This is a genomic window from Microcoleus sp. CAWBG27 (assembly GCF_020883145.1).
Lineage (GTDB): Bacteria > Cyanobacteriota > Cyanobacteriia > Cyanobacteriales > Microcoleaceae > Microcoleus.
In genome coordinates this window covers 1-26,625 of sequence record NZ_JAHREU010000084.1, presented here as the reverse complement: position 1 = coordinate 26,625, position 26,625 = coordinate 1, and the positions used below count along the sequence as shown (strand labels likewise).

Sequence of the window (26,625 nt, the reverse complement as noted above, 5' to 3'; positions counted from 1 at the left end):
AATCCCTAACTGGGTGATGCGATAATTGCACAGATTTCTGGGTGTTTTTACTCACTATTATCTCGGATAATTCACTTTTACCCCCTCAAGCAGTGTATGTGCCAGTTGGGGGTGCGGAATGTGGGCTCAAAGAAAAAATGCTTTCTCTATTCTCTCCCTCTGTGTCCTCTGCGGCCTCTGCGGTTTAATAATTCCGGTAAAATTGTAGGGTGTGTCGCCACCGACAATCTCTAACTCAACACCAACAATCTGATAGCGACGCACCTCTGCTTATGCACCCATACCATCACAAAAACAGTTCGTAGTGTGGACTTTAGTCCGCAACATACTGCGGACTAAAGTCCACACTACGAACCTGGACGATCGCACTCAAAGAAAAAATGCTTTCTCTATTCTCTCCCTCTGTGTCCTCTGCGGTTTAATAATTCCGGTAAAATTGTAGGGTGCGTCGCCACCGACAATCTCTAACTCAATAGCAACAATCTGATAGCGACGCACCTCTGCTTATGCACCCATACCATCACAAAAACAGTTCGTAGTGTGGACTTTAGTCCGCAGTATTTTGCGGACTAAAGTCCACACTACGAACCTGACTTATTGCGGTCAATACTTGATATTGTCGATTATCAAAACTCAGCCTCCATCTGCCGCACCACTGTTAAAGCAGAATAGGAAACACCGGCGGTTCCTTCTCCGGGATGGGTGGAGTCGCCGACTAACCACAAGTTTTTAATTGGCGTGCGGTTGGCAAATCCGAAGGGGCCGAAGGTTGGTATTCGCTGGCCGATGCCACCTACAACGCCTCTATCGCGCGCTGTGTAGCGGGCAAAGGTGCGAGGTGTTGCTGATTCTTGGTGTACAATTTTTTCGGGTGTCAAATTGAAATATTCGCTCAAACGCCCGATCGCCCCTTCAGCGTATTTTTGCTTCAATCCTTCATAATCAACCGAATTCCACCACATTCGAGTATCAGTAAAAGACGAAGCGATAATTGTCGCCATTCCCTGCGGTGCTCGGCCGTCGCCCGCATGACTCACAGAAACAAATAATGAATTATTCTCACCAATCTCACCGTCGTAGTCGTAGAGAAACTGAAGGTGCGGGGGACAATTTTCTGGAATTGCGCTTTCATGCACTCCCAAATATATCACAAATGCGCCGGATGCGGGCGGCAATTTATCAACTCGATATTTGTAGCCTGCCATTTGATTTGGCAGTTGGTTTGTTGTCTCGGAATTATCTGTTAAAGTTTCTAAAACAGACTCGCTTGACATTAATTTAACTAGATTTTGGGCTGTGACGTTGGCAACAATGCGATCGCCAATTTCTGTCCAAACTTCGCCTGTTTTTTGATTGCGAATCACTGTGCCGGTGGCTTGGCCGTTAGTGGTGACAATACTTTCGACTGTATGCCGCAACAAAACTTTGCCGCCGTAAAGCTCGATCGCACTTACGAGGCGATCGCTCAACACCTGCATACTTCCTTGTAAATGATACAATCCTTGCGGCTCTTGGCTTACTCCCAAAGCCGTGGCCGCATACAGCAGCGCCGTTTCTTCGGTATCAACTTGGGAGTACAATTTTAACTGCAAATCTAGAAAAGTTCTCAAGCGCAAATTGTCGCCCAAACCGCACAAGCGCAAAGCATCTCCCACCGTCATAAAAGTGAAAGGCAAAGTAATTAAAGTATCGGGGCGAACTGCTTGAATTAATTGCCAGAAATCCCAGAAGTTTCTCGGCGGTAAAACTGGATCGCGCCCTTGAAATTTCCAGCTAGCTTGGAACAATGCAGACAATAATTGCCAAAAAGGTTCGCTTCCGGGGAATTGTCGCTGTCTTTCTTCCTGCCATTTTTGCGGATCTCGCCAAACGCTAATGGGTGTCGTTTCTCCCGGCAAAAATACTGCACAAGCAGGATCGCAGGGTGTGGCGGGGGGAAGTTCGATGTTTAATTCTGAGAAAATTCGGTGGTGAATGCCTCCGGGTTCCAATCCTGCAACCTGCGTCGCGCCGACATCGAAGGTAAAGCCTTTGCGTTTGAAGGTGGAGGCGCATCCTCCAGGGACGATCGCCTGATCTAAGACTAACACTTTGTATCCTCTGTGGGCGAGCAGGGCTGCTGCTGTCAGCCCGCCGATGCCGGCCCCAATTACTGTGACGCGGCCCTTGGTGTCTGTGGCACTGGATTTGCTTTTTGGGGTGCGATCGGTCATCATAATTTATTTATTGTAATATTTCTTAATATTATGCTCATATTTTGCCCGAAAAAGCTTCTCAAAAAACGGTTCGTAGTGCGGACTTCAGTCCGCAGCATATTGCGGACTGAAGTCCGCACTACGAACGGCACTACGAACGGATATTATCGCGATCGATCTGACACAATATGACACCCACACTCCGGCAGGGACTTAAGTCCCTGCCTCAAAGTGAAAGTCCTTGCTATGAGGACTCAAGAACTTATAGGTTGTACGGAAGAATACTCTTGCATACACCTCAAGAACTCATTACTCCTCATAGCGAGGACTTTCGCTATTAGCCAGGGACTTAAGTCCTTGGCGGTTTTTCGGGTTAAGTTGAGATTAATGGACACGGCACCCAGTGTCCCTAGTGGCAGGTGAACTTTAAAGAAATGGTATTAGAATCAGAAACGGCGCCACTTATTTAGATAAGCTTCGCCAATCCCAGCCACAGCTTGCATTTGAACTACCTGTTCCCGTAAAGCTTTGATTGTTTTTAGCTGTTCTTGAGACTGTTGCTGCAAAGCCTCGTAATTTAGCTGTTTCGCAGCACTTTGGCTCAATTGATCTTTTAGAGAGTGGAACTCGGTCAGTTGAACTTGCAAGTTGCCGATCGCACTTGACTTTTCGGCTAACTCGTGCTGCAAAGATTCGTAACTTGACTTCGATACAGTTTCCTGCAATTGGCTTTCGAGATTTTGCTTGTCGGCTAATTGCTGCTGTAAAGATGCGATCGCACTTTCTTTTTCGCCCAATTGATGCTGCAAAGATTCCAAATCGCTCGACTTGGAGGCTAGTTGCTGCTGCAATTCGTTTGCCCAATGTTCTTTTTCGCCCAATTGATGCTGCAAAGATTCCAAATCGCTCGACTTGGAGGTTAGTTGCTGCTGTAATTCGTTGCCCAAATGTTCTTTTTCGGCGAATTGATGCTGCAAAGATTCCAAATCGCTCGACTTGGAGGCTAGTTGCTGCTGTAATTCGTTGCCCAAATGTTCTTTTTCGGCGAATTGATGCTGCAAAGATTCCAAATCGCTCGACTTGGAGGCTAGTTGCTGCTGCAATTCGTTTGCCCAATGTTCTTTTTCGGCGAATTGATGCTGCAAAGATTCCAAATCGCTCGACTTGGAGGTTAGTTGCTGCTGCAATTCGTTTGCCCAATGTTCTTTTTCGCCCAATTGATGCTGTAAAGATTCGTAACTTGACTTCGATACAGTTTCCTGCAATTGGGCTTCGAGATTTTGCTTCTCGGCTAATTGCTGCTGTAAAGATGCGATCGCACTTTCGCCTTCGCTCAACTGCTGCTGTAAAGATTCGTAACTTGACTTCGATACAGTTTCCTGCAACTGGGCTTCGAGATTTTGCTTGTCAGCTAATTGCTGCTGCAAAGAAGCGATCGCACTTTCCCGTTCGCTCAACTGCTGCTGTAAAGCTTCGTAACTTGCTTGCAAGGGATTTGACTGTACGCTTACCGAGTCCAATAGGGTTTCTGCCGTTATAGCGTCATTAATGTCGCTTTTTTCGGATGTTTCCCCTTCCAACTCAGCGGTCTCGACCGCAGTTTCTTCACCTTTTTTCCAAGTGACACTAACTTGACTCTTGTCCTTAGAAATATCCAGAGCGCCTTTTGCCAAGCGTTCTAGGAGTTCCGACCTTGATATTCCCAGCTTTCGAGCGATCGCGTTCAATCGATCGGCACTAGAAGGAGTCAGCGAAAGTCCGACTTTGACTTTGCTTTCTGGATTTGAACTAACTACATTGCGATTTTTTTTGACCATTGGCATTTTCCTCATGCCAACCTACACTTATTAGTATAGTGGCTGAAGCTTCTATTAAAATCAATTTTTGTTACTTACCAATTGTGGCAGCTTCCGTTCCCAATCTAACAAAAAACTGTGAATGTACTCGCTTAGTCCATTCCTCGCCGCAGAAGCGCTGCAACATTCCCAGGCCCGGTTTTTTTTCGGTACGATACGGCAGATAGTACAGTTGAGCTGGTTAGATAATATCTAACTTTGAGCTACCTGCCACGGGTTGGGCGCGATCGACCAAATCCAAATCAGCAGCCAGATAGTCTTTGAACGCTGCAAAAACGCGAGTTTCCACAACTCTCACTAACATGAGGTACGTATAGGGCATGGGGCATGGGGCATAGGGCACAGGCATCGCCCGCATACCTCACACCTCACTTTTTTGAGAACCGCTGTAGTTTTGTGCAAATCCTCAAAGTCAGCACAGCTTTCGGCGTAGAATTTGAAACGGCTGCGATCCGGGTAGATTTTCTGGAAATAGAAGCCGTTAAAAAAACTGTAGAAAAATGGCAAAAAGTATAACATCCAATCCGGTAGCATCGGAATTATATACTACCCACTGCCCTGTCCTCGCTTGTCATAAAGATTGGGCAGTTTAACTTTGCCGCAATCCCATCGCCACGAACGATCGCACCAGAAACTCTGGATCGTCCACTTTCGTCAACAACATTGGTAGCGCCACCGCAGCATCGCACTTTCTCAAAGCAGCGATCGCCCGTAGCCTTTCTTGAGAATCCAAACTTCGCAGCGCTGCTTCGATTTCGCTAATTTTCATAACTCAATTAAAATATATTTTTGTTACTTTTCTTTACAAATTTACCAATTATTGCCGGATTTTGAGAAAATAAAAAAAAATTACCCATCGAATTATGTCTGCCAATTTAGAGGGGTGCATCCCAATTTTGCAGGGGGCGAAGTATTCCGGCAGATAATTTATTAGTGATAAGCAGAGACTTACTGCCGTCAGGTGCTTCGCCCCTACGGATATATTTGCAAAAATGGGATGCTCCCATTTAGAGGTGCAGCCCGTTTCAATAATCTGCGATAAAATATGGCTCCTAAAAAGTATTCCAAGAAATCTCAATCCAAAGGTGATATTGAAACACCGGAAGAAAAGCAACAGCAAAATCGAAATGACTTATTTCCGGTTGTCGGAATTGGAGCCTCTGCGGGTGGATTGGAAGCCTTTATGCAACTACTGAACCATTTGCCGATCGATACAGGCATGGCATTTGTAATGATTCAGCATATGCTGCCGACTCACGAAAGTTTGTTGAGCGCGATTCTGGGTCGATCGACCCAGATGCAGGTGCATGAGGTGACAGACGGGATGGCCGTAGCACCGAATCAGGTATACGTCATCCCCCCAAATGTTAGCATGAGCATCGATCGGGGGATACTAAACCTAAGACCCCGGGGCACGGGACGGGGCGTATTTATGTCCGTGGATACCTTCCTGTTGTCCCTCGCCGAAGAACGGGGGAACAAAGCCATCGGCGTCATTCTGTCCGGGGGTGATGGCGATGGTGCCCGAGGATTAGAAGCGATTAAGGCCGCCGGCGGTATTACTTTTGCCCAATGCGAAGACTCGGCACAAGTCAGCACTATGCCGAACACTGCGGTGGCGACCGGTCAGGTAGACTTTATCTTGACGCCGGAAAAAATTGCCCAAAAAATAGCAGAGATCGCCCTTCATCCTTACATTGCCGATCGGGCTTCGACACAATCAGCCACCCAGGAAGACACGATCGAAACCAAAGATGCGATCGCCACGATCTACAGTTTGCTGCACACCGCTACGGGAGTTGACTTCACTAACTACAAGCAAACCACCTTGAAGCGGCGGATGCAGCGGCGGATGTTGCTGTACAAGCTCGATCGGATCGAGGATTATGCCAAATATCTCCAAAACACCCCGGCAGAAGTAACGGCGCTTTATCACGATGTCTTCATTCACGTCACCAGCTTTTTTCGCGACCCCGAAAGCTTTAAAGCCTTAAGCAGCAAGGTTTTTCCGGCAATCGTCAAAGATAAACCGCCGCAAACACCGATCCGAATTTGGATTGCCGGCTGTGCGACAGGCGAGGAAGCTTATTCGATCGCCATTTGCTTGCTAGAGTTTTTAGCAGATCGAGCTACTAATCTGCCGATTCAGATTTACGCCACAGACATCAGCGAAACTGCGATCGTCCACGCCCGCAAAGGCTTCTATACGTCGGGCCAAGTCGCCGATGTTTCGCCCGAACGCCTGCACCGGTTCTTCGTTCGAGTCGATGGCGGATACCAAATCGCCACGCCCGTGCGCGAACTCTGCGTTTTTGCCAGACAAAATTTGATTAGCGATCCGCCGTTTTCGCGGATGGATTTGATTACCTGTCGGAACGTGCTGATCTATCTGGGAGCCCCGTTGCAGAAAAAACTGCTGCCAATGTTCCACTACGGACTCGGCCCCGCCGGCTTTTTGATGTTAGGCACTTCCGAAACGGTTGGTGACTTTGCAGAATTGTTTGCGCTATTCGACAAAAAGCACAAAATTTATGCTAAAAAACAGCAGTCGCATTGGCTGGGCATAGATTTAACTACCAGCAGCTATCCTGCGATTGCCATCAATACTTTACCTGTACAGACAGAAAAGTTGGACGAAATCGAAATAGAAAAAGAAGCCGATCGCATTGTTTTGAATCACTATGCCCCAGTCGGGGTGATAATTAACACTGCCAGCGAGATTTTGCAGTTTCGGGGACAGACGAATGCCTACCTAGAACCGGCACCCGGTAGGGCGAGCTTAAATTTGCTAAGAATGGCAAAAGAAGGATTGCGCCTCGAACTGCGGGCTGCAATTCAACAGGCCAACCAGCAGCAGTTGCCTGTTGAACGAACCGGCTTGCAAATTAGAGAGGGCGAGAGCCTGCGGCAGGTGAAAATTAATGTAATTCCATTCCCAGCCGGGGCTGCGAGTAAAGACTATTTTTTAGTGCTGTTTCAAGACGAGCAGCAGATACCTGCAATGGCTACTGCTGCCGACGATGGTAGAGTCAACAGCGGCGCCAAAACCGATGAAAGTTTGGAGATTGCAAGGCTGCAACAGGAACTGAAAACCACAAAAGAACACCTCGGAGCGATCGTCCAAGAGCATCAAGCCGCCAACCAAGATTTGAGAGCCGCCAACGAGGAGATTTTGTCGAGCAATGAAGAGTTGCAAAGCATGAATGAGGAACTCGAAACCGCCAAAGAAGAGATTCAGGCAACCAATGAAGAACTGAACACGATTAATGACGAATTGCAGCGGCGCAATGTGGAATCAACTAAGGTCAGCAACGATTTGCAGAACCTGCTGGGCAGCATCAATATTCCAATTCTGATGCTGGGAGGAGACCTGCGAGTCCGCCGCTTTACTCCCGCAGTCGAAGGCATCTTCAACTTGATTTCTAGCGATATCGGGCGGTCTTTGAGCGACATCACTCACAAGTTGATCGTGCCGGACTTAGAGCAACAGATTTTAGAGGTGATCCGCACGCTCAATTTGAATGTTCAGGAGGTTCAAGATCGAGACGGTCATTGGTACGATTTGCAGATTCGACCCTATCGGACGATCGACAACAAGATAGACGGGGCCGTGCTGGTGTTGGTAGATATCAACGAACTCAAACAAAGCGCCCAGCAGTTGATGGAAGCGAAAACTTACGCCGAAACGATCGTGGAAACCGTGCGGGAACCGCTGCTAGTGCTGGATCTAAACCTGCGGGCGATTACAGCAAACCATGCTTTCTACCAGACGTTTCAGGTGATGCCCGTCCAAACAGAGCAACGATCGATCTTCGACCTGGGTAACGGACAGTGGAATATTCCCAAGTTGCGATCGATCCTAGAAGCAATTCTGGCAGGAAATGCCGAGTTTCAAGATTTTGAGGTCGAGCATGAATTCGAGCAGATCGGGCATCGAATCATGGTGCTGTCGGCGCGCAAAATGCCTCCGATCGGCGATACACAGATGATTCTGCTGGCGATCGAGGATATTACCGAGCAAAAACGGTTAGAGACACAACGCAGCCTGCTGATGCAAGAACAATCCGCTCGGGCGGCGGCAGAGTCAGCGAACCGCGCCAAAGATGAGTTTTTGTCGGTGTTGTCTCACGAACTGCGGACGCCACTGAATGCGATGATTGGCTGGGCGCAGTTGTTGCAGATGAAAACATTTGACGAAACCAGAATCGAAGAAGGGCTAAAAACGATCGAGCGCAGCGCCAAAGCACAAAACCAGCTCATCGAGGACATTTTAGACGTTTCGCGCATTACCACAGGCAAGTTTCGGCTCAACCCTTATCTAATTGAGCTGAATCCACTGGTAGAAAATGCGATCGAGGTAGTTAATTTAGCAGCACAAGCCAAAAATATTCAACTTAAATCCAGCCTCACTCCTTTAACCCCAAAAGTGTTGGGCGATCCGAGCCGCTTGCAGCAGGCGTTGTGGAATCTACTTTCAAATGCAATTAAATTCACCCCAGCCGGAGGCAGAGTTGACATCGAATTAGACTGCATAGATGGCATGGCTCAAATCCAAATTCGGGATACTGGTAAGGGCATTCACCCTGATTTTCTCCCCCACGTGTTCGAGCGCTTCCGTCAGGCGGATAGCAGCTACACTCGAACCGACTCGGGATTGGGACTAGGGCTCTCGATAGTCCACCATTTAGTAGAACTCCACGGCGGTACTGTTGATGCAGAAAGTTCAGGTGAGGGACAGGGGGCAACGTTTACCGTGAAGTTGCCGGTGCGAACAGACATAGAAGGAAGTTCGACGCAGAGAATTTTAGAAGCACTAGATGCGGCAAAATGGCCCGCATTGCCGGCGGAGATTCCATCATTGGCGGGTGTACGAGTTCTGATTGTGGATGACGAATTAGATATGCGTCAGTTATTCACCACAATTTTGGAGCAGTATGAAGTTGAAGCTGGCGCGGCCGCATCGGCAACTGAGGCTTTGTCAATGTTGACGGCAAATCCTGAGAAATATGATGTACTTTTGTTTGATATTGGAATGCCGGAGCAAGACGGTTATTCTCTAATTCGGCAGGTTCGGAGACTGAGTGCCGAGGCTGGGGGACAAATTCCTGCTGCCGCGCTAACGGCCTATGCTAGAGATGACGATCGGCTAGAGGCGATCGCAGCGGGTTTTCAGATCCATGTCGCTAAACCGATCGAGTCAGTTCAATTGGCTGCGATCGTGGCTGCTTTGGCCGATCGGGTTTAGATAGGGCTTGCTGAAAAAGTGTACGTAGTGGAAAAACGAGACTACACAGCTTAAAAAATAGTACTGTGCGTTCGCTCATTTCAAACAGGTAAGGGGAATTAAAACCCACATTCCGCAGATGTGGGTCTGATTTTTTTATCAGTTGTAAAAACTTGGAAGCCAAACACTTTTGGGCTGAAATTATGCAGTGTTAGCGTTACAGAAGCTTGTTAAATTTAGCTAAATAAAGTAATTTGAAATAATTGACTTTTCCTCACATATTCACATTGCTTTTTATCGCGATTAATCCCACATTCCGCAGATGTAGGTCGGATTTTTTATCAGTTGTAAAAACTTGGAAGCCAAACACTTTTGGGCTGAAATTATGCAGTGTTAGCGTTACAGAAGCTTGTTAAATTTAGCTAAATAAAGTAATTTGAAATAATTGACTTTTCCTCACATATTCACATTGCTTTTTATCGTGGTCAATCATTGTTTTCAAGCAAGACAATTTATGCCAAGAGCAAATTATCTTGACTAATTAATGCAAATTATCCATAAATATCTACACCTCGAACTCAATCGTTATTCACTTGAAAACATTAAATAGTATTGACAGCAATACTTGCCTAAATGCCGTAAGATATCTTGACGTTCTTGGGTTAAATTGCTGACCTGCTTCGCTCCATTTATCGTCACTAAATGTACCGCCTGAAACATCTGATATATCCAGCGCATTGTCGGCTTATCGGTCAATTTCTTTACCTGATTTTTCACTTGCTCGTTGGTAGCTGATAATTGTTTTCTCAATTTCCTTTGTGCCAGGTTATGTACTAACAAACACAGTCCCATTATCATTCCAATTGCTTCAACTCGCTCCGGCTTTTTCACGAATACACTCGAAGTAAAAAATAAAGGATCTTTGATAAATCTAAATCCTCTCTCATTACTTTGCTGCGCTTTGTATTCCGATAATACCTCTGAATTACTCACTGCTTCAGTATCTATAGCAATCCTAAATCATTTTCATAATTCTTGTAGGGGGTTCTTAAAGAACCCGGTTGCCCCGATAGATAGGGGGTAGGCACGGGGAGTAGGGGTCGCACTACCCCTACAAATCTTGATGAATCATTTAGGATTGCTATAAGATATTTGTAGCTAATATAAATCTCCCAGCTTTGACTTTTTCCGCTTCTATTGCTGAATCTCGGGGTTCTATTTCACCCGTTACTTGATAGATTTTTGTCTGTGTTTCGCTCGATTTTTTGAGCTTTTTTTGTTGTTTTAACTGGCTTTTCTTGAGATTTGATTTCTGTTATTTGGTGATACTTCCATGAGTCTGATAACTTTTTTATCGCAGCTTCTGCATCGGGAATACAAGCAAAGTTTTGTGTGGATAGCTTACGCAGTGTGGCTTTTGCTGATTCTAACTGTTTCTCTACTCTCTTGACTATTTTTTTGAGATCTGCTTGCTTTCTGATTTCACTTTCTATTACTAGCCATCTTTGCTTGATGTTGGCATACTCACTGGTTCTAGTTGCTATTTTATAGCCTTTTATTTGAGAGTCTTTCCACTCACTCTCTTCTATGTTGCAGATTTTATCTTGAGCTTCTTTTATGCTTAATGGTACTCTGGTTATCCATTTCATTTCAGACAAAAGCCGACAAATTTTCTGCTGTGTATAAGGCACTGTCTGCTACACAGATTCCGTCAAATGTCCATTGTTTTTTAAATTCTTTCAATCTCGCAACAAAGACACTTTTATCATCGGCGTTTCCGTCATCTATTTTGAGATACAATGGTACGTCTTCATCTCCAGTTACGATTGTTTCCATCATAAATTGTTTGAGGTCTGGTCTTTTATCTCTTGAATAGCGGTGAACGATTTTTATGGTTTTCATGTCAGATTCTATATCCTCAGATTCTATCTCAGCTTCCTGGCTTTTTCCCTGACAGTTTTTGTATGCTCCTTCTACTGATATTGAACTGCTGTCTAGGTGAACACTTTTCATTCTACTTGAAATTTTAGAGCCGCTTTCATGGCAATTGCTGTGAATAACTTTGTCGTTCCAGTTTGGTAATATTTGTCTAATGCTCTCCCGATTCTGTCATCATTTAATTGTTCGGGTGTTACTCCTTTTCCGATTAGATATTAGTAGTGCTTTTCCCTCAAAAAATGTGTCAAATAGGTAGATTGGGGCGCTCAAAAATCCCAATCCGTTCAAAATCATTGCTTTCATTACTTGTCCTGGGCTTAGGGTTTCTTTACTTCTTATTCCCACTATTTTGTTGACGAATTCTACCAATTCCATTTCATCTATTATCCCTGCTACTATTCCTAAATGGTCTAAGTTTACGATATTTATAGCTTCAGATGGCTTTTTCATGGTTTTAAGGGTTGCTCTACTTGCACCAATTATTATATCTTAAAAAAGCCTCAAATGATTGCAGAGCAATTATTTTAGGCTTTGAGGATTCTGAATTCTTTTGAAATTAAATCCGATCGAATATCTGCGGAATGTGGGTTATAGCGGTTCTCACAAAGATGAGGTACGTTGTTGGGCTTCAGCCCTTTTAGTTTAAGCGGTTATCGAGCTGTCAGTTATACCTCATCTTTTTGAGAAAGGCTATATAAGAATATTCGGGCTAAATTTAAATAAACCCGGCGGTTGAAACCGCGTCTACACAGACGAAACCAGCCTCCGCGGGTTGAAGATTTTACCTCTTCGTCCACGGAGGTGGACATCGTTTGTGTAGCCGCGATTTCCAATCGCCGTGAATTCTAATCGCCTTTAAAGTGATTTAATATTGAGGAACAGAAGAATCTACTTCTTGACTCCAAGCAGTAATCCCGCCCTTAACATTAATTCCCTCAATTCCGGCTTCCTTCAAAATGCCCAAAGCCTTCGCAGAACGGCCGCCCATTTTGCAATGTGCAATCAAGCGATGTCCGTTCAACAATTCTTTGACTTGTTGAACACCTTGGCCGTGTTCGATATCCGGTAAAGGAACCAAAACTGACCCAGGAATTTGAGCAATTTGATACTCGTTAGGATTGCGAACATCTAACAAGACAAAATCCTTGGCGCCACTGTCGATTAACTTTTTAAGTTCGGTGACAGTCATTTCAGGAATTTTCTGTTGTTCTGCTTCCTCGGCTTTAGCTTGAGGAATGCCGCAGAATTGTTCGTAATCGATTAACTTGTCAATTACCGGGCGCACAGGATTCGGCCGCAATTTCAGTTGGCGGAATGTCATATCTAAGGCGTTGTACAGCAACAATCTGCCGCTCAAAGTTGTACCTTGACCTAAGATGATTTTGATAGCTTCCGTGGCTTGAATGCAGCCAATGACTCCAGGTAAAACTCCTAAAACGCCGCCTTCCGCACAGGAAGGAACCATTCCAGGAGGCGGGGGTTCTGGGTACAAATCGCGGTAATTCGGGCCGCCTTCGTAGTTGAAAACTGTTGCTTGTCCTTCAAATCGGAAGATGGAACCGTAGACGTTGGGCTTGTTCAAAAGCACCGAAACGTCGTTCATTAAATAGCGAGTCGGAAAGTTGTCCGTACCATCGATGATGATATCGTAGGGAGTGGCAATGGCGATCGCATTTTCGGAACTAACGCGAGTCTCGTACAAATCAACTTGACAAAAAGGATTGATTTCTAAAATTCGATTTTTCGCCGAATCAATCTTCGGCTTCCCAACCCAAGAAGTGCCGTGAATTACTTGGCGCTGCAAATTGGAATGGTCTACAACATCAAAGTCTACAATCCCAATGCGGCCAACACCGGCGGCTGCTAAATACAGCAGCAGCGGCGAACCGAGCCCTCCCGTACCGACGCAGAGCACGCTAGCTGCTTTGAGACGCTTCTGCCCTTCCAATCCAACTTCTGGCAGGATCAGGTGGCGAGAGTAGCGTTCGTATTCTTGTTTGTTGAGCTGGATCTCGTCCAGATTAGGATTTAGCATGATATTCTGTTATACGCCGATTTTGAATTACATCCTATCTGAATCTTTCCCATTTTTGCGTGTTTGTTGTGTTTAGTAATTATTTCTTAATCTGAGTCGGTTCGATCGCGATAATTTCCTCTGCTTGAAAGTTTCCCTCTGCGTCAAGACTCCAACTGCGGAGGTCTTCTGAACTGCCTTGCCGCACGGACACTATGATGTAAGAGTATTGGGCCCAGGCCATTTTGCGATCGCACTCCGAAGGCACTGCGGGACAATCTGGGTGAGAATGGTAGATGCCGACGATCTCTAAATTGCGATCGCGCCCGTGTTTCATCGCCCGCAACATATCTTCAGGCTTAATAGCATATCTGCGTCTTTCTGTCAAGCCTGTTTGTTCAGGCCAATTCTCCTGGGCTTGGGCACTCCAAGCATTGTCAGCCGGCCAAACTTCTACTAAAGTTTTAATATCGTCAGTGATTGTACCTAACAATAAGCCGCAGCATTCTTCTGGATAAGTGCTTTCGCCGTGGCTGCGGATGGATAATATTTGTTCGGGGGTGAGTGCGATATTTTGCATTTTTTATAGGCTTTTTTTAACGAACCGCGAAGGCGCGAAGGACGCGAAGGAAGAGAGGAGAAGGGAAGGGAAAGTTTTTATATAACTAATGTTAAATAAACCCGGTTTCTTTTTATAAATCTTGAGTTTATTAACGAAGAATTCCTGAAGAAACCGGGTTTATAATGCCGTGCGTAAGTGCTGGGCTATTTAGCTTTCAATTGCTATTAAGTCGGAGTTTGCTGCAATTCGGGACGTTCGTCTGGGACGATCGCATTTTCGACAGGACACACCTGCAAACAAATGCCGCAGTCTATGCAGGTATCGAAGTCAATCCAAAACCAATCGGTGCCTTTGACGTTTTTGCCGGGGCCCGGGTGAATGCAAGCAACCGGACAAGCGCCGACGCAATCAGCAACTCCTTCGCAGATATTTGTAACGATAGTGTGGGCCATGTTTCTATTTTAGATTTTAGATTTTAGATTGGACATTATATCATGTCTTTCTAACTACAACTGTACAATCGGTTCGTAGTGAGGACTTTAGTCCTCTGGTTTTTTGCGGACTAAAGTCCTCACTACGAACTTTGCGGACTGAAGTCCTCATTACGAACCTTTTTAGAATTTGATTCTTTTGGTTTTTTGCGGACTGAAGTCCTCACTACGAACCGTTTTTATTGCTGGTAATTGGTTGGACGCGATTTTAGGAATTAGGTTTCAAATCAATCCTAGTTTACTGTTTCAATTGTTGGGACGCCTTCGGCATTTATCCAAGCAATTTGACCGATTCTGCGATCGCGCGCGTATTCCCTGGCTTCCTCTTCTGTCTCCCGACTCTCCAAATCTATCTCCACCCGCACTAGGGGAGTAGACTCTCGGAGTTTGCGGGCATAATCAAAGGCCGCCGCTGCTGCTTCAGATGTTTGAGGTACCACTAACCATTCGCTAGCTGCTGTTTCTGTGGGCAATTGACCCTCTGTCAACAAAACTTGGTGCAAATCTTCAATATTCAGACAAAAGCCGATGCCGGGGGAATTTTGCCCTTGGGGGTCGAACAGTCCTAGCAGTTGGTCGTACCGTCCGCCTTGTCCTAATACTCGCTGTCCGCTTTTGCTGCTGCTGACAACTTCAAACACTATTCCAGTGTAATAGTCAAAGGTTTGAATTAAACTCAAATCGAGATGGATGTGAGATTTCAGATTGGGGATTTTTGCTTGACATTTTTCCAGCAGTTCGATCGCACTTTTGAGTTCATTTAATGCTGCTTGCTGCGGCACATCTAAATCCAGCTTCGCCACAATCTCCAATACATCTTCTGGGCGGCCGCGCAAGTCAAATAACAGCAGAGCTCTTTCTCGCAATTCGTCCGACAGTGGCAAAGTTTCCAAGGCTATGCGATCGAGATTGGCGATCGCCGATCGCACTTTTTGGCGCACGTTTGGCCCAAACGGTTCTAGCAAACTTGCAGTTAAGCCCGCTTCTCCCAGCACCAAATGCCAGTCATCTATTTCTAAGTTTTGCAAGCACTCAGACAGCAGCAGCAGCACTTCGGCATCCGCAACGCTGCCCCCCGCACCCAACAGTTCTACCCCCGCTTGATAGAACTCCTGTTGCCCGCCTGAACCCGTATCTGAGCCTTTGCGGAAGACATTGGCGTTGTAGTAGAGGCGTTGGGGCTGCCAATTTGTCCCGGACATCCGCATAGCAGCCGCCCGGGCGATGGATGCTGTCAATTCCGGCCGCAAGCCGAGTTCTCCATCCTCGGCGTCTTGGAGTTGAATTAAGGTCGATCGGTCGATCGCGCCCCCAGCCATCAACGTCTCCAGCCTTTCTAGAGTAGAAGTAATAATCCGGTGATAGCCCCAGCGGTGAAACACCTGCTGCAAGCGCCGTTCGATCGCGATTTTTTGAGCAACGTCAAGGGGCAATAAATCTCTTGCACCCGATGGGGGTTGGTGAACCATATCAATTTTAGATTTTAGACCTTATATTTTATACCAATTTCAAAAAAGAATGCGATTTCAGGCAAGTTCCCAACTCTCACCAATTAATTATTCCCCATTCTTTAATTGAAAATCCTATTTGATTGGACTTAGAAGCTTGGCTTTAAAAGGCGTTGTTAAAGTCGAACGCCACCACCCTAACATTCGACTTTAACAAATTAAAGTATCAACAATACGCTTGGGTTCGGAAGACCGGGCGCTTGAAACCGCCCTATTATCTTTTCAACGATGATTCAAAACTGACAACTGAACAACTAAGAGGGCGGACACGCACCATCCACCGCCCCTACCACAGGTCAACTGACAACTTATCATTTCTTCTTCCCGCCAAACAAACTTGCAAAAAATCCCGGTTTCTCCTGATCTTTTTTATCCTTTGCGGAAGCTTGTTCCAGCTTTTTCTTCACCTCCAAAGCCGTCGGTTCTTCAGAATTTGATGCCAAAGCTTTTTGCACCTCAAGTTTTGCCATTGTGGCTTGATTTTGTTGAAAGTAACACATTGCTAACAAACCGTGAGCTCTGCTGTGTTTCGGTTCGCGCTTTACGGCTTCTTTCAACTCCAAAGTTGCTTTAGCGTAACTTTTGCTCTCCATGAATCCTTGAGCTCGGACACAAGCTCGATCTGCCAGCGAGTCGTGATCGACTATGGGTTTGGTCGGTGGTGGTGGAGTTGGGGTGGCTGGGGTTGATGGTTTTGTTGCTGTGGTAGTTTGGTTTGTGGCTGTTGCGGGCGAATCAGTGCCAACCTCACAGCCCACGGGCTCTTTTGGGCGCACACCGGTGCCAACCACACCGCCAAGGCGCTCTTTTCGGAGCAAATAAACCATGTTTAGTTCGCTAATTTGATCGATCGCATCTTGGGCTTCTTGAACCGACTCGTACTGCTTGAGAGCGAGTTTGCCAACTGCTGTTTTATAAGCTTCTTCCAAATCTTTAGCGGTAGCTAACTCTTTGGCTGCTGCGCTTTCGATTTGCATTTTTGCTTGTTCTTTAGCAACGCGCTTGGCGATAGCTGCTAATAGCAGGTTGTATTCTTTGCGATCGCTTTCCTTAGAGAATTTGTTGTAGGCGGGATTGACCACTTTTGACAAAAATTGGTTGGCCCAATCTTTATCCGCTTGGTCTTCAAAAGAGCAAGTATCCGAATGCAAGCGGCGGGCGATTTTCATGTAGCGCTTGCGGATGTCGTTAAACTCGGCATCTAAGGGAACTCCCAAAATTGCGTGCTGATCTGTAAACTCGTACTTGAACAGCCCTTTTGTCATTTCAAAAGACATAACTTTTACTCTCGCTTTCCTGACCTTTGACTATTCTTTAATGTAGCTTGACTTCAGGGGTTGTGACCCCCGTACTATCCCTGAGTCCTTGCTGTCGAAGCGTTACCTCCAGGAAGATAAGGGCGGAACTGAAAGCAATGCACCGCTGAGTTCGGCGTGTATTTTGCCGTTTGTCGCCAAAACCCGACCCGAGCTCATCTCAAAGGCACCGCCGTCATAGGCTGTAACTTGACCTCCGGCTTCAGAAACGATGAGTACACCGGCTGCTACATCCCAAGGGGAGAGTCCCCGTTCCCAGTATCCGTCCAATCGCCCGCAGGCTGTATGTGCGAGGTCTAGGGCTGCGGAACCGCTGCGCCGCACGCCTTGGGTAAGGTGGGTGAGGTGACAGAATTCGGCATAGTTATTGTCTGCTGTTTCGCGCCGATCGTATGCAAAGCCAGTCACTAGCAAGCTGGTTCTCAATTCTAAACTTTGCGAAACTGCGATCGGCTTACGGTTGCAGGTTGCGCCCAATCCTTTGCCAGCCCGAAACAATTCGTTATGTAAAGGGTCGTAAATTACGCCAATTTGTGGTATGTCGTCGATTAAAAGCCCGATCGACACAGCGTAAAAAGGATATTGGTGAGCGTAATTAGTTGTACCGTCCAAAGGGTCGATCGCCCACAGGTATTTGCTAGTTGCATCCCCTAATTTGCCCGATTCTTCAGCGAGGATGGCGTGTTCGGGTACGTGGCGGCCCAGAATTTCTAAGATGACGGCTTCTGAGGCTTTGTCGGCTTCTGTAACTAAATCGCCCGATCGGCCTTTTTCTTGAACATTTTCTAATTTGCCGCAGAAAGATTGCAGTACGGAACCTGCGGCGAGGGCTGCTTCGGTGGCTATTTCAAGGAAGTTTTGTAGTTGATTGTCTATCATTATGAAGGAAGAAGGAAGAAGTAAGAAGTAAGAAGGAAGAAGGAAGAAGGAAGAAGTAAGAAGGAAGAAGGAAGAAGTAAGAAGGAAGAAGGAAGAAGGAAGAAGGAAGAAGGAAGAAGGAAGAAGGAAGAAGGAAGAAGGAAAAACGAACCGCGAAGACGCGAAGGACACGAAGAAAGACGGAAAAAAGAAGAGGGAGGAATAATCTCAATGAAATGACTAATGACTAATGACTGCTGTTCGCTCTTCGGGGACAGCACTCTTGACTACTGTCAACTGATTAACGCTGTCAACTGTCAACTGTCAACTGTCAACTGTCAACTGTCAACTGTCAACTGACTATTTCCGATTTTGCTGTCGGAATTCTGCGGGAGTTTGGCGCAAAGCTCGTTCTGGATTCCACAGGCCTTTACCCATGAGTCTCGCCCATTCTTGAGCGTTGACGAGTCGTTGTTGATATTTGGTATTGCGCGATCGCACGGAGGCCAAAACGTAACCTTCTTTGACTAGCAGTTCGTTGAGCAAAATTTTATCTTGCCACAAATACGCTAGTTTGCGATCGAACTGGTCTTTCTGTTCGATGTCTGATTCTAACAATACCTCTTTCCCCCCAATTAGCTGTTCTAATCTTTGTTTCGCTGCTTCTCCCCAAGGCTGCTGTTTTAAATCGGGTGCATCAATCCCAATCAGCCTGATTTGTTCTAATAAGGCGATTTTGTCGGCTGTACTGATAACTTCGATGGTTTGGCCGCTGATAGCCCTTTCTACTTTGGCGATCGTACCTTGGGGCATTTCTGGTTTTTGGCAGCTAGCTAGCAACACGCAAAGGACGATCGCAAATAACCGATAAAGCATTGGGAATTGGGAAGTAGTAATTGGAGAATTGAGCGAAGCGTAGCGGAGGGAAAATCAAACTTTTATGTTTCCGAAATAAACTTTTTTCCAGTGTAGTGCTGTCCTCGAAGAGCGATCGAACATTCCCGATCGGGTTATAATTCCGATTTAACCGGATTTGCTCTCATTCTTCATCCAACGGCAAACCGACTTTCACTTTACCCTTACCGAAATAGCGGCCGAATTGCAATTCGTACACTTCATCTTCGTCTTGCGTCTCTACCTCAATATTAGAACGGGGATAGCAGACGCATAGCAAAGCATAACCCTCTTTTTGCAGTTCCACAGAAAGTCCCATTGCTTCAGGCTGGTGCAGTTGTCCCGACTTGACGCGCACCGCACAGGCTGTACAAGCGCCGTTGCGACACGAAAAGGGCAATTCCACGCCTTGGTTTTCGGCACTTTGCAGGATGTACCTGTCTTCGGGTACTCGCAGAGTGTGGCGATCGCCCGTTTGTCTGTTATGAATTTTAATTGTGTAGGAGCGAGTCATAGGGATTTTAGATTTTAGATTTTAGATTTTAGATTGGACTTGGGAGACAAAATCCTTGATATGAAAGCGTTTGCGACACAGGGCAGCAGAATTTTACTCGCCCGTTTAACACCATACCCACATTAAACAACAAATTTATGCCGTTACCCCTTCCCAAATCAGATTTGTTCTGCTAAGATAGTTTAGCTGTGGCTGAATGAATTCATTTAGCCCTGGAGAGGTGGCCGAGCGGTTGAAGGCGCACGCCTGGAAAGTGTGTTTAGGGCAACTTAACGAGGGTTCGAATCCCTCCCTCTCCGTTAAACAAGCTGTTTAGGCAAAAACAACAGCTTGCAAAAAATCTCTGGTATGAGATAAATATTTCAATTCGATCGCCCCTGAGTTTTTTTGATAAAGCCTGGGGCGATGCCTTTATATTTTTGAGTGTAAATTAGCAGTTGTGACGGATCGGGCTCCCATATTCGGTACGTTGTTGGGCTTTAGCCCTCTTAGTGTTTAATGATTGGCGTTGCTTAATCAGGGCATGAAAATGGATAACTTGAAAGTTCACCTATATTAACTGACTGGCTTGTTCATTTGGCGTTGCTGAACTATGGTATGATAACACGATCGTCGGAGTGTCAAAAATCACACACATTTAAAAGAAATATTATGCAATGCCCGGAATGTCAGTCAACCCATATCAATAAAAATGGTCACAAAAAAGGCAAGCAAAATCATATTTGCGTCAGATGTAAAAGACAATTTATAAATGATTATCAATCTCAAAAAGGATACTCGGCAGAAGTGAAACGCGAATGTTTAAAAATGTATGTTAATGGCATGGGTTTTCGAGCCATTGAAAGAGTCAAAAATGTACATCATACTACAATTATTAATTGGGTAAAACAAGCTGGAGAAATCTTGCCAAATTGTTACGAGGAGAGAAACGACTCCTTCGGAAAGAGAATTAGATGAGTTACAAACATTTGTCGGTTCAAAAAAAAACTTGCACCTGGCTGTGGACGGCGGTAGACCATTTTAAGCCAGGTATTTTAGGATGGGTTTTAGGAGACCATAGCGCCAAAACTTTTGAACCACTATGGGAAATTGTTAGTAAATGGAACTGCTACTTTTATGTGACAGATGGCTGGAAAGTTTACCCAAATTTTATTCCGGAGGGAGACCAAATTATTAGCAAAACCTATATAGCGGTTTTCACAAAGATTCGCGGACGTTGTTGGGAAGAGAGCCCTCTTGGTTTAAGCGGTTATATAAGCTGTCAGTTATACCTCATCTTTTTGAGAAAGGCTATATAGCGGTTTTCACAAAGATTCGCGGACGTTGTTGGGAAGAGAGCCCTCTTGATTTCAGCGGTTATGTAAGCTGTCAGCCATACCTCATCTTTTTGAGAAAGGCTATATGACCAGAGTTGAGGGTGAAAATACAAGACTCAGACATTACTTGGCTCGACTAAAAAGAAAAACTCTTTGTTATTCTAAGTCGTCACAAATGCTAGAACATTCAATTAAATTACTAATTCATTATCTGAAATTTGGAGATGTTCCAATTCCCAATCAAAATACCAGAAATCATTTTCGGCTCCAATCTCGAATTTTTTCTGGTCTCATACCCTGATTCAGCAACGCCGATAAATTGTATAGGGTGCGTCGCTGTCAGATTTTCAATCTTTAGTTCGGTATTCTTCATAGCGACACACCCTACAACTCGGCGGTTGAAACCGCGTCTAGACAAACGAAGTCTGCCTCCGCAGACTAAGAATTCTACTTATTTCCAGGCTCTGCCTTCAATTATCGTCCACAATCGAGGTAGAGCCTCTAAACATCGGTTCCCAGGCAGAGCCCGGGAACCAGGAAAAAGACTAAAGTCTTTACTACAAACGATCTTGTTTCTTACCCTAAAAAGAAACAATCAAGTAACCGTTCTGGAATTTAGCACCCGTGACAGATTTGCCAGTTAGCGCCGGAGGAAGCAAGATATTGCGCCGCTGATCGCCCGCTTCGATCGTCACTTCCGGCCCAGATTGAATCAATTTAATTTCTTTCTTGTCAAACCCAGGCAAAAACAAACTAACTAGACGCTGTGCAGTGTTGATGTTAATTGGTTTAGGAGCTTTCCCAGCTTCAGAAAAATCTGGCAAAGCATCAATTAGGGGCTGCCAATTATTATCGCTGTGGGCCGGCACAGAAACAGCCGTCAAAGGCTCAAAATCAGCAGCAATCGTTTCTGTAAGCGGTGCTTGATTGACAATCACACCGCCCACAGTCAAACCAACTTGTTGAGAACTTCCCCACAAATAGCGGGCTGTGCCGATCGCACTTGCATCACCAGTCGTCACCAAATAAGCCGCCGTGCGGTTCGGATCTGCCAGCGCTTCCTTACCCTTATCCAACAGATTATCCACTTGCTTGGTAGATTGAAAAGCATTGTCTCCCGACATATCCACTGTCAACACGGTACTAACAACCGGTTGAATAAAAGGCGACAAAGCTTTCCCCAAATCCGAATCTACCAACGCTTGACGGAAGCGACGGATGTACCAGCTCAAAATTTCCGGCATTCCCAACATCCGCAGCGTATCCATGCCGCCGCTACCGTCATACACAATGACATCGTATTGTTTGCTGTCGTCGTATTCCCGAAGTTCGTTCAACGCCAGCGCGCTGTCCATCCCCGGTAAAACTCCCAATTCTTGCCCGTAAATCTGCTTGAAAAACGGTGTGCGAACATATTGAGCTTCTAGTTGTTTAATTTCGTCCCACCTGCGTTCTAGCAGCGGCGCGCTTTGCACCTGAACTGCTTTGAAGTTGGGGGCGATTTCCTGTGGCGTGGGAGTTAGGGGGACTCCTAGCAGAATACCCAATGCAGGCCCCGGATCTTGGCCGAGTAGCAGAACTCGCTTGCCTTGAGCGGCATATTTTTTAGCTGTTGCGATCGCGATCGTGCTGCGGCCAGTGCCGCCTTTGCCCAAAAATGTCAAAATCAAAGCCATTTTCTGTTCTCAGTGCCAAAGCTTACTACTTAACATTTAAGCGCAACGACCATCGAGATTGGGAGAGTATGACAGTTGACAGTTGACAGTTGACAGTTGACAGTTGACCTGTGTTAGGGGCGGTGCTAAGAGTGCCCGCCATCTCTTAGTTGTCAGTTGTTGTGGGTAGCAGCTAACAACTCACACATCAGGAATCAGAAAGAACAACTACCTACTGCCTACTGACAACTGCCTTCTGTTAAACGGCTTCTAGCTCATCTTCAAAGAACCAAGTCGCAAAACCGTCAAACTTGACAACCACGCCTACTCCGCTGCCATCAACCATTCTGAATCCGTCAACAGTGCCTACTGGATTTTCCTTTATCTTGCCCACCATATTTGCAGGTATCCGATCTCTGAGACGGCGTACCTTAACTCTCTGACCTACTTCTATTGCCACTGAAATTGTTCTCCTGCTCTACATAACTTATATACAAGCGTTCATTTTACCGTTTGGCGGTCTCGATCGAGCAGCAACACCACCGGGCCCGATCGCCCGCCATGATTTTCCAGCGAAATTTTCGATCGAATTTCCCTAAAAGACGGTATTCTAGTCGGAGTTGCTCGATCTTTGCCCCCTTCTCGCTCGGCCCAGCCTGCGTTGGTTGCACAGGCACAAGCTCCACTCCCAAAGCCAGCCGCACCACTTATATAATTATTTTTTATCACTTCCCAAAGGGAATCTTTTTATTAATTGCCACAACTACAGGATTTCTTCCCAATTATTCATCCTTCCGACCGAAGCCAAAAGACCTTTACTAGCAGTAATTAATTTTATGTTTGCTATATATAAATATTCGCTCTTTCCTATTGAGAGCGGCGAAAACTCTTGTTCTGCAAGACTCTTGGTCTGGGGAACCCAAATATCGCAGATCAAATCTGAGGAAACTGCCTCGTTGTAACAGTTTACTAAATTTTGACAATAAAAAGAAGATTTAATGGTAAGCTTTCTTGCTGATAAAGCTTATTTTGGCTGCTGTTTTATGGCAAAAAAAATGGAACGATTTCCGGATTTAAGAAGTCTAATAAAGCAAATGAAGTCTAAGAACTTCAACATGACAAAATAGAAAATATGAATAAAATTTTTACTTGCTGGCGATCGACCAAAATTCCACTCCTAAGTTTGTCCTTAGCTGTGCTGGCAACTCTTCCAGCCTTTCGCCCTACGATCGCCAGTCCGCTGTCTCCATCCCCCAAACAGCAGTCAAACCCTACTAAAATTATCTCGGTCGATCGACCGCCAGTACCACCAACAGGCTCAAAGTCTCCAAAATTTCCGGTAATAGCGGCAGCCAATCCATCCCCAACCAAGACAATCAACGCTCAGGGAACAGCGACAGGCCGATCGCTCGAAATTCAAGAAATTCGCGGTACAGTCACCTTTAAAGGGCGGCCCGCCGTCGTGGGCGATCGGCTCCTCGCCCCCGGAGACGAAATCATCACCGGCACCGATTCCACAGCCCGCTTAGCGATCGACAACAACACCGGCATCGTTGAAGTTGCCGAAAAAACCGCAGTTAGAATATCCGATTTGTCAAGCACTTCAGGCGAAAACGACACAGCTATTTTTGTCAGCAGGGGACGAGTGAGATTGTCGATCGGCAAAACTGCTGCGCCAACAGCCGCAGCTCAAACCTCAGCAATTATCCTCCCGATCCAGATTGCTGCCTTAAATACCTTCAGCGGACTTGCCGAAACCAGTCAAATTGCCCAACAAAAAAAATCTCCCAGAACCGCCCCAGTCAGAGTTGAAACCCCCCAAGGTGTCGCCGGAGTCAGGGGTACATCCTTTGGCGTCAGCGTCGGCCCAGACGGCAAAACCGGAGTCGAAACTATTGAAGGTTCAGTCGGAGTATCTGGCAAAAACGACTCCGAAGTAGTTGTCAACCGCGGTAACGCCACGGAAATTTTCCCTCAAACTCCCCCCGCACCGCCATCAGCCAGCCCTCGCTTAGCCGAACTCAAAGTCCGGAGTTTGTCGAGACTCGGTGGGAATATCTATCGCCTCAGCGGTCAAATTAACCCGATCGACATAATTTATGTCAACAACCAAGCCATTAAGATCGATCGAGAGGGAAAATTCAAAATCCAAGGAATTTTACCTCCCAGCCGCCGCCTCAAAATTGTAGTGAGAGGATCGTCTGTCAGAGAAAAGCATTACAACCTCGCAGTTCCCTAAACAACTCCAGGGCGAACATCAACATCGAATGTCAATTATTGCGTAAAATTAATTGAATGAAGTTCAAACAATTGATCGAGCATCTGAAACACAATCAACTGATTGGCATCCGGCAATATCTCATCACAAATCCTCCCTGGCTGACAGGCGCCGCAGCAGGAATAATGTCTGTCGCCATGCTGCAATTGGGAATGTGGAAACCCCTTGAATATTTGGCATACAAAACCCTATTTCAAATTCGAGAATCGGGAGTTTTGCCAAATCCGGGTTGGGATGAGAGAATTGCGGTAATTGCGATCGAACCCCAAAGCTTGCAGGAATACGGTCAATTTCCGTGGCCGCGCAATCGCTACGCCGCCCTGCTGTCAGCTTTAAAAAAATTTCCCCCCACAGCAGTTGGTTTCGACATTCTTTTCCTCGATCCGAGTCCGAAAGATGAAATGTTAGCCGCTGCGATCGCCACAAATGGCAAAGTTGTACTCCCAAGAACCACCCAAGAACAACCAGTAGTATCTTTAAAAGCAGCCGCCGCAGGTGTCGGACATATAATGCACGAACCCAACAGCGACGGCGTTAGTCGCGATTCAAAAATATTTCTCGACTCCATTCCTAACTTCGGTTTAGTAATGACTCAGAGGTACAACGCTGCTAACCCGCAAAATCCTGTATTGCTGCCGCAGCCACAAAATATGCAGGAACAAACAGTCTGGGTTAACTGGCCCGGGAAAACACAAAATCTGCGTACCTATGCTTTTGTGGATGTTGTAGAAGGTAGAATTCCTGAAAATGCTTTAGCTGATAAATTAGTCTTAGTCGGCCTAGTCGCTACGGGTTTTGACCAGATATCTACACCTCTGAACAAGACTACTGCTGGGGTTTATTTATATGCAGCTTTAGTTGACAATTTGCTCAATCAGCGATTGCTAAAGCGACTGCCCGCAGTGCTAGAAATTTTGTTATTGTTGGGGATTGGCCCCCTTACTACTTCGGTGCTGTGCAACCGAGGTGTTAAAGCAAGAATTGCGATCGCCCTTGGTTTACCTGTAATTTGGGTTACGGCTGCTGCTGTATTATTTGGCTACTATTTTTGGTGGCTTCCCGTTGCCGCACCCATCGGCACCCTCATTTTATCTGGTACTGCTTTACAAGTGCGGGAACAGTACGAAAAACAGCAGTTGATGAGGTTATTTGAAAAACACGTTGCCCCCGAAACTGCTAAACTTATTTGGGAACGCAAAGCAGAGATATTTGAACAGGGAGAACTCGAACCTCAAGAACTGACAGCAACTGTGCTGTTTATGGATATTCGCAGTTTTACTTCAATTTCCGAAAAAATGCGGCCGCGGGATTTGCTCACCTGGCTGAACCATTATTTGGAAGCGATGACCGACTGTATTATGGATCACGGCGGCGTTGTCGATAAATACATTGGCGATGCAATTATGGCAGTTTTTGGCGTGCCTTTTTGCCATACAGAATATCCCGAAATTCAACAAGATGCTTTAAATGCCGTAGCAGCTTGCATCGCCATGCACGAAAAGCTGCACAAAATCAACGAGCAGCTTAGAATTGACCGCAAACCTTTAATTAAGTTTGGCATTGGTTTGCATACCGGACAGTTAGTTGCCGGCAGCGTCGGCGGTTCCCGGCGTTTGAATTATTCTGTAATCGGCGATGCTGTCAACGTTGCGGCTAGATTGGAGGCGATGAATAAGGAAATTGTGTCTGACAGTCCTTTTAATTTGTTGGTGACGGGGAGAACTTTTGCTTACGTGCGCGATCGCTACGAAGGGCAAAAAGTAGGAGCGATTCAATTGCGCGGCAAAAAAGAAGAAACTGTCGTTTATGCTATTTTGGGCGAAAAGCATTAGTCAGTTGATAGTTGACAGTTGACAGTTGACAGTTGACAGTTGTTATTGGTTATTGGTTATTGGTTATTGGTTATTGGTTATTGGTTATTGGTTATTGGTTATTGGTTATTGGTTATTGGTTATTGGTTATTGGTTATTGGTTATTGGTTATTGGTTATTGGTTATTGGTTATTG

The 26,625-nt window shown here is 45.8% G+C and carries 25 protein-coding genes, 1 tRNA gene and 1 pseudogene; 7 read left to right on the top strand and 20 right to left on the bottom strand.

The annotated features are described in order from the left end of the window. Positions 1–626: 626 nt before the first annotated feature. From crtD to QZ938_RS29525, 3 genes are all read right to left on the bottom strand, one after another. The gene (gene crtD, locus QZ938_RS29535; RefSeq protein ID WP_293356542.1) at positions 627–2,216 is read right to left on the bottom strand and encodes a C-3',4' desaturase CrtD; all 1,590 of its coding nucleotides are present in this window, start codon (positions 2,214–2,216) and stop codon (positions 627–629) included. Positions 2,217–2,641: 425 nt separating this feature from the next. After that, positions 2,642–4,012, bottom strand: coding sequence for a ribbon-helix-helix protein, CopG family (locus QZ938_RS29530; protein ID WP_293365670.1), 1,371 nt, complete (start codon positions 4,010–4,012; stop codon positions 2,642–2,644). 220 nt (positions 4,013–4,232) lie between these two features. Further along, positions 4,233–4,373 carry a hypothetical protein gene (locus tag QZ938_RS29525; RefSeq protein WP_293355125.1) on the bottom strand — a complete coding sequence of 47 codons (141 nt, stop codon included), beginning with the start codon at positions 4,371–4,373 and terminating at the stop codon, positions 4,233–4,235. 5 nt (positions 4,374–4,378) lie between these two features. On the opposite strand from QZ938_RS29525, the gene QZ938_RS29520 reads away from it, so the two are divergent. Continuing rightward, the gene (locus QZ938_RS29520) at positions 4,379–4,567 is read left to right on the top strand and encodes a hypothetical protein (protein WP_293155805.1); all 189 of its coding nucleotides are present in this window, start codon (positions 4,379–4,381) and stop codon (positions 4,565–4,567) included. A 73-nt stretch (positions 4,568–4,640) separates the two neighbouring features. Here the strand turns inward: QZ938_RS29520 and QZ938_RS29515 are convergent, their stop codons facing one another. Beyond that, positions 4,641–4,820 carry a hypothetical protein gene (locus tag QZ938_RS29515; protein WP_293155808.1) on the bottom strand — a complete coding sequence of 60 codons (180 nt, stop codon included), beginning with the start codon at positions 4,818–4,820 and terminating at the stop codon, positions 4,641–4,643. 276 nt (positions 4,821–5,096) lie between these two features. Between QZ938_RS29515 and QZ938_RS29510 the strand changes: the two genes are divergently transcribed. Further along, positions 5,097–9,296, top strand: coding sequence for a chemotaxis protein CheB (locus tag QZ938_RS29510; protein ID WP_293355128.1), 4,200 nt, complete (start codon positions 5,097–5,099; stop codon positions 9,294–9,296). A 564-nt stretch (positions 9,297–9,860) separates the two neighbouring features. On the opposite strand, the gene QZ938_RS29505 is transcribed toward QZ938_RS29510, so the two are convergent. From QZ938_RS29505 to QZ938_RS29445, 13 genes are all read right to left on the bottom strand, one after another. Beyond that, positions 9,861–10,283: an IS1634 family transposase gene (locus QZ938_RS29505; RefSeq protein WP_293355164.1), complete on the bottom strand. Its 423-nt coding sequence runs from the start codon at positions 10,281–10,283 to the stop codon at positions 9,861–9,863. 212 nt (positions 10,284–10,495) lie between these two features. Beyond that, a complete protein-coding gene (locus tag QZ938_RS29500) occupies positions 10,496–10,933 on the bottom strand; it encodes a hypothetical protein (RefSeq protein ID WP_293365669.1) in 438 nt (145 codons plus the stop codon). Continuing rightward, positions 10,926–11,288, bottom strand: coding sequence for an IS1634 family transposase (locus QZ938_RS29495; RefSeq protein ID WP_293355134.1), 363 nt, complete (start codon positions 11,286–11,288; stop codon positions 10,926–10,928). Before QZ938_RS29495 ends, QZ938_RS29500 begins: the two co-directional genes overlap by 8 nt. Beyond that, positions 11,285–11,380 (bottom strand): hypothetical protein, encoded by a 96-nt coding sequence (locus tag QZ938_RS29490; protein ID WP_293365671.1) that lies wholly within the window; start codon positions 11,378–11,380, stop codon positions 11,285–11,287. Before QZ938_RS29490 ends, QZ938_RS29495 begins: the two co-directional genes overlap by 4 nt. Before the next feature lie 7 nt (positions 11,381–11,387). Next, positions 11,388–11,588 carry a DUF4277 domain-containing protein gene (locus QZ938_RS29485; RefSeq protein ID WP_293363627.1) on the bottom strand — a complete coding sequence of 67 codons (201 nt, stop codon included), beginning with the start codon at positions 11,586–11,588 and terminating at the stop codon, positions 11,388–11,390. A gap of 490 nt (positions 11,589–12,078) precedes the next feature. Beyond that, on the bottom strand, positions 12,079–13,248 hold the full coding sequence (gene moeB, locus QZ938_RS29480; protein WP_293155819.1) for a molybdopterin-synthase adenylyltransferase MoeB: 1,170 nt from the start codon (positions 13,246–13,248) through the stop codon (positions 12,079–12,081). Between the two features lie 79 nt (positions 13,249–13,327). Next, positions 13,328–13,807, bottom strand: coding sequence for a M67 family metallopeptidase (locus QZ938_RS29475; protein ID WP_293355140.1), 480 nt, complete (start codon positions 13,805–13,807; stop codon positions 13,328–13,330). A 206-nt stretch (positions 13,808–14,013) separates the two neighbouring features. Next, positions 14,014–14,241: a ferredoxin family protein gene (locus QZ938_RS29470; RefSeq protein WP_293155824.1), complete on the bottom strand. Its 228-nt coding sequence runs from the start codon at positions 14,239–14,241 to the stop codon at positions 14,014–14,016. Between the two features lie 272 nt (positions 14,242–14,513). Next, entirely contained in the window at positions 14,514–15,749 is a 1,236-nt protein-coding gene (locus QZ938_RS29465) for an ATP phosphoribosyltransferase regulatory subunit (RefSeq protein WP_293355143.1), read from the bottom strand. A 350-nt stretch (positions 15,750–16,099) separates the two neighbouring features. Then, a complete protein-coding gene (locus QZ938_RS29460; protein WP_293155830.1) occupies positions 16,100–17,065 on the bottom strand; it encodes a DnaJ domain-containing protein in 966 nt (321 codons plus the stop codon). Positions 17,066–17,167: 102 nt separating this feature from the next. Then, entirely contained in the window at positions 17,168–17,983 is an 816-nt protein-coding gene (locus QZ938_RS29455; RefSeq protein ID WP_293355146.1) for an inositol monophosphatase family protein, read from the bottom strand. A gap of 339 nt (positions 17,984–18,322) precedes the next feature. Continuing rightward, positions 18,323–18,838, bottom strand: a complete 516-nt coding sequence (locus QZ938_RS29450; protein WP_293155839.1) for a thermonuclease family protein — start codon at positions 18,836–18,838, stop codon at positions 18,323–18,325. Between the two features lie 163 nt (positions 18,839–19,001). Next, the gene (locus tag QZ938_RS29445) at positions 19,002–19,370 is read right to left on the bottom strand and encodes a 2Fe-2S iron-sulfur cluster-binding protein (protein ID WP_293355149.1); all 369 of its coding nucleotides are present in this window, start codon (positions 19,368–19,370) and stop codon (positions 19,002–19,004) included. A 214-nt stretch (positions 19,371–19,584) separates the two neighbouring features. Between QZ938_RS29445 and QZ938_RS29440 the strand changes: the two genes are divergently transcribed. From QZ938_RS29440 to QZ938_RS29430, 3 genes and pseudogenes are all read left to right on the top strand, one after another. Further along, a tRNA-Ser gene (locus QZ938_RS29440) sits at positions 19,585–19,669 on the top strand. Between the two features lie 352 nt (positions 19,670–20,021). Beyond that, positions 20,022–20,584, top strand: a pseudogene (locus QZ938_RS29435) (IS1 family transposase); the annotation flags it as partial. A 151-nt stretch (positions 20,585–20,735) separates the two neighbouring features. Next, on the top strand, positions 20,736–20,987 hold the full coding sequence (locus tag QZ938_RS29430; RefSeq protein WP_293341474.1) for an IS1 family transposase: 252 nt from the start codon (positions 20,736–20,738) through the stop codon (positions 20,985–20,987). A gap of 280 nt (positions 20,988–21,267) precedes the next feature. Here QZ938_RS29430 and QZ938_RS29425 read toward each other — a convergent pair whose 3' ends face one another. The 3 genes from QZ938_RS29425 to QZ938_RS29415 all read right to left on the bottom strand — a co-directional run bounded on the left by QZ938_RS29425 (position 21,268) and on the right by QZ938_RS29415 (position 23,070). After that, on the bottom strand, positions 21,268–22,362 hold the full coding sequence (locus QZ938_RS29425; protein WP_293155845.1) for an ArsA family ATPase: 1,095 nt from the start codon (positions 22,360–22,362) through the stop codon (positions 21,268–21,270). 238 nt (positions 22,363–22,600) lie between these two features. Further along, positions 22,601–22,801, bottom strand: coding sequence for a DUF2862 domain-containing protein (locus tag QZ938_RS29420; RefSeq protein WP_293155850.1), 201 nt, complete (start codon positions 22,799–22,801; stop codon positions 22,601–22,603). 41 nt (positions 22,802–22,842) lie between these two features. Then, positions 22,843–23,070 (bottom strand): hypothetical protein, encoded by a 228-nt coding sequence (locus QZ938_RS29415; RefSeq protein ID WP_293155853.1) that lies wholly within the window; start codon positions 23,068–23,070, stop codon positions 22,843–22,845. Positions 23,071–23,473: 403 nt separating this feature from the next. On the opposite strand from QZ938_RS29415, the gene QZ938_RS29410 reads away from it, so the two are divergent. Together QZ938_RS29410 and QZ938_RS29405 are read left to right on the top strand one after the other, a co-directional pair. Beyond that, entirely contained in the window at positions 23,474–24,580 is a 1,107-nt protein-coding gene (locus QZ938_RS29410; RefSeq protein ID WP_293155856.1) for a FecR family protein, read from the top strand. Between the two features lie 56 nt (positions 24,581–24,636). Then, the gene (locus tag QZ938_RS29405; protein WP_293341456.1) at positions 24,637–26,451 is read left to right on the top strand and encodes an adenylate/guanylate cyclase domain-containing protein; all 1,815 of its coding nucleotides are present in this window, start codon (positions 24,637–24,639) and stop codon (positions 26,449–26,451) included. Positions 26,452–26,625: the final 174 nt, after the last annotated feature.

Coding starts and splice junctions, on each gene's coding strand:
- crtD (WP_293356542.1), bottom strand. CDS start 2,216: ATGATGACCGATCGCACCCCAAAAAGCAAATCCAGTGCCACAGACACC.
- QZ938_RS29530 (WP_293365670.1), bottom strand. CDS start 4,012: ATGGTCAAAAAAAATCGCAATGTAGTTAGTTCAAATCCAGAAAGCAAA.
- QZ938_RS29525 (WP_293355125.1), bottom strand. CDS start 4,373: ATGCCCTATACGTACCTCATGTTAGTGAGAGTTGTGGAAACTCGCGTT.
- QZ938_RS29520 (WP_293155805.1), top strand. CDS start 4,379: ATGGGGCATAGGGCACAGGCATCGCCCGCATACCTCACACCTCACTTT.
- QZ938_RS29515 (WP_293155808.1), bottom strand. CDS start 4,820: ATGAAAATTAGCGAAATCGAAGCAGCGCTGCGAAGTTTGGATTCTCAA.
- QZ938_RS29510 (WP_293355128.1), top strand. CDS start 5,097: ATGGCTCCTAAAAAGTATTCCAAGAAATCTCAATCCAAAGGTGATATT.
- QZ938_RS29495 (WP_293355134.1), bottom strand. CDS start 11,288: ATGAAAAGTGTTCACCTAGACAGCAGTTCAATATCAGTAGAAGGAGCA.
- QZ938_RS29485 (WP_293363627.1), bottom strand. CDS start 11,588: ATGGAATTGGTAGAATTCGTCAACAAAATAGTGGGAATAAGAAGTAAA.
- moeB (WP_293155819.1), bottom strand. CDS start 13,248: ATGCTAAATCCTAATCTGGACGAGATCCAGCTCAACAAACAAGAATAC.
- QZ938_RS29475 (WP_293355140.1), bottom strand. CDS start 13,807: ATGCAAAATATCGCACTCACCCCCGAACAAATATTATCCATCCGCAGC.
- QZ938_RS29470 (WP_293155824.1), bottom strand. CDS start 14,241: ATGGCCCACACTATCGTTACAAATATCTGCGAAGGAGTTGCTGATTGC.
- QZ938_RS29465 (WP_293355143.1), bottom strand. CDS start 15,749: ATGGTTCACCAACCCCCATCGGGTGCAAGAGATTTATTGCCCCTTGAC.
- QZ938_RS29460 (WP_293155830.1), bottom strand. CDS start 17,065: ATGTCTTTTGAAATGACAAAAGGGCTGTTCAAGTACGAGTTTACAGAT.
- QZ938_RS29455 (WP_293355146.1), bottom strand. CDS start 17,983: ATGATAGACAATCAACTACAAAACTTCCTTGAAATAGCCACCGAAGCA.
- QZ938_RS29450 (WP_293155839.1), bottom strand. CDS start 18,838: ATGCTTTATCGGTTATTTGCGATCGTCCTTTGCGTGTTGCTAGCTAGC.
- QZ938_RS29445 (WP_293355149.1), bottom strand. CDS start 19,370: ATGACTCGCTCCTACACAATTAAAATTCATAACAGACAAACGGGCGAT.
- QZ938_RS29425 (WP_293155845.1), bottom strand. CDS start 22,362: ATGGCTTTGATTTTGACATTTTTGGGCAAAGGCGGCACTGGCCGCAGC.
- QZ938_RS29410 (WP_293155856.1), top strand. CDS start 23,474: ATGAATAAAATTTTTACTTGCTGGCGATCGACCAAAATTCCACTCCTA.
- QZ938_RS29405 (WP_293341456.1), top strand. CDS start 24,637: ATGAAGTTCAAACAATTGATCGAGCATCTGAAACACAATCAACTGATT.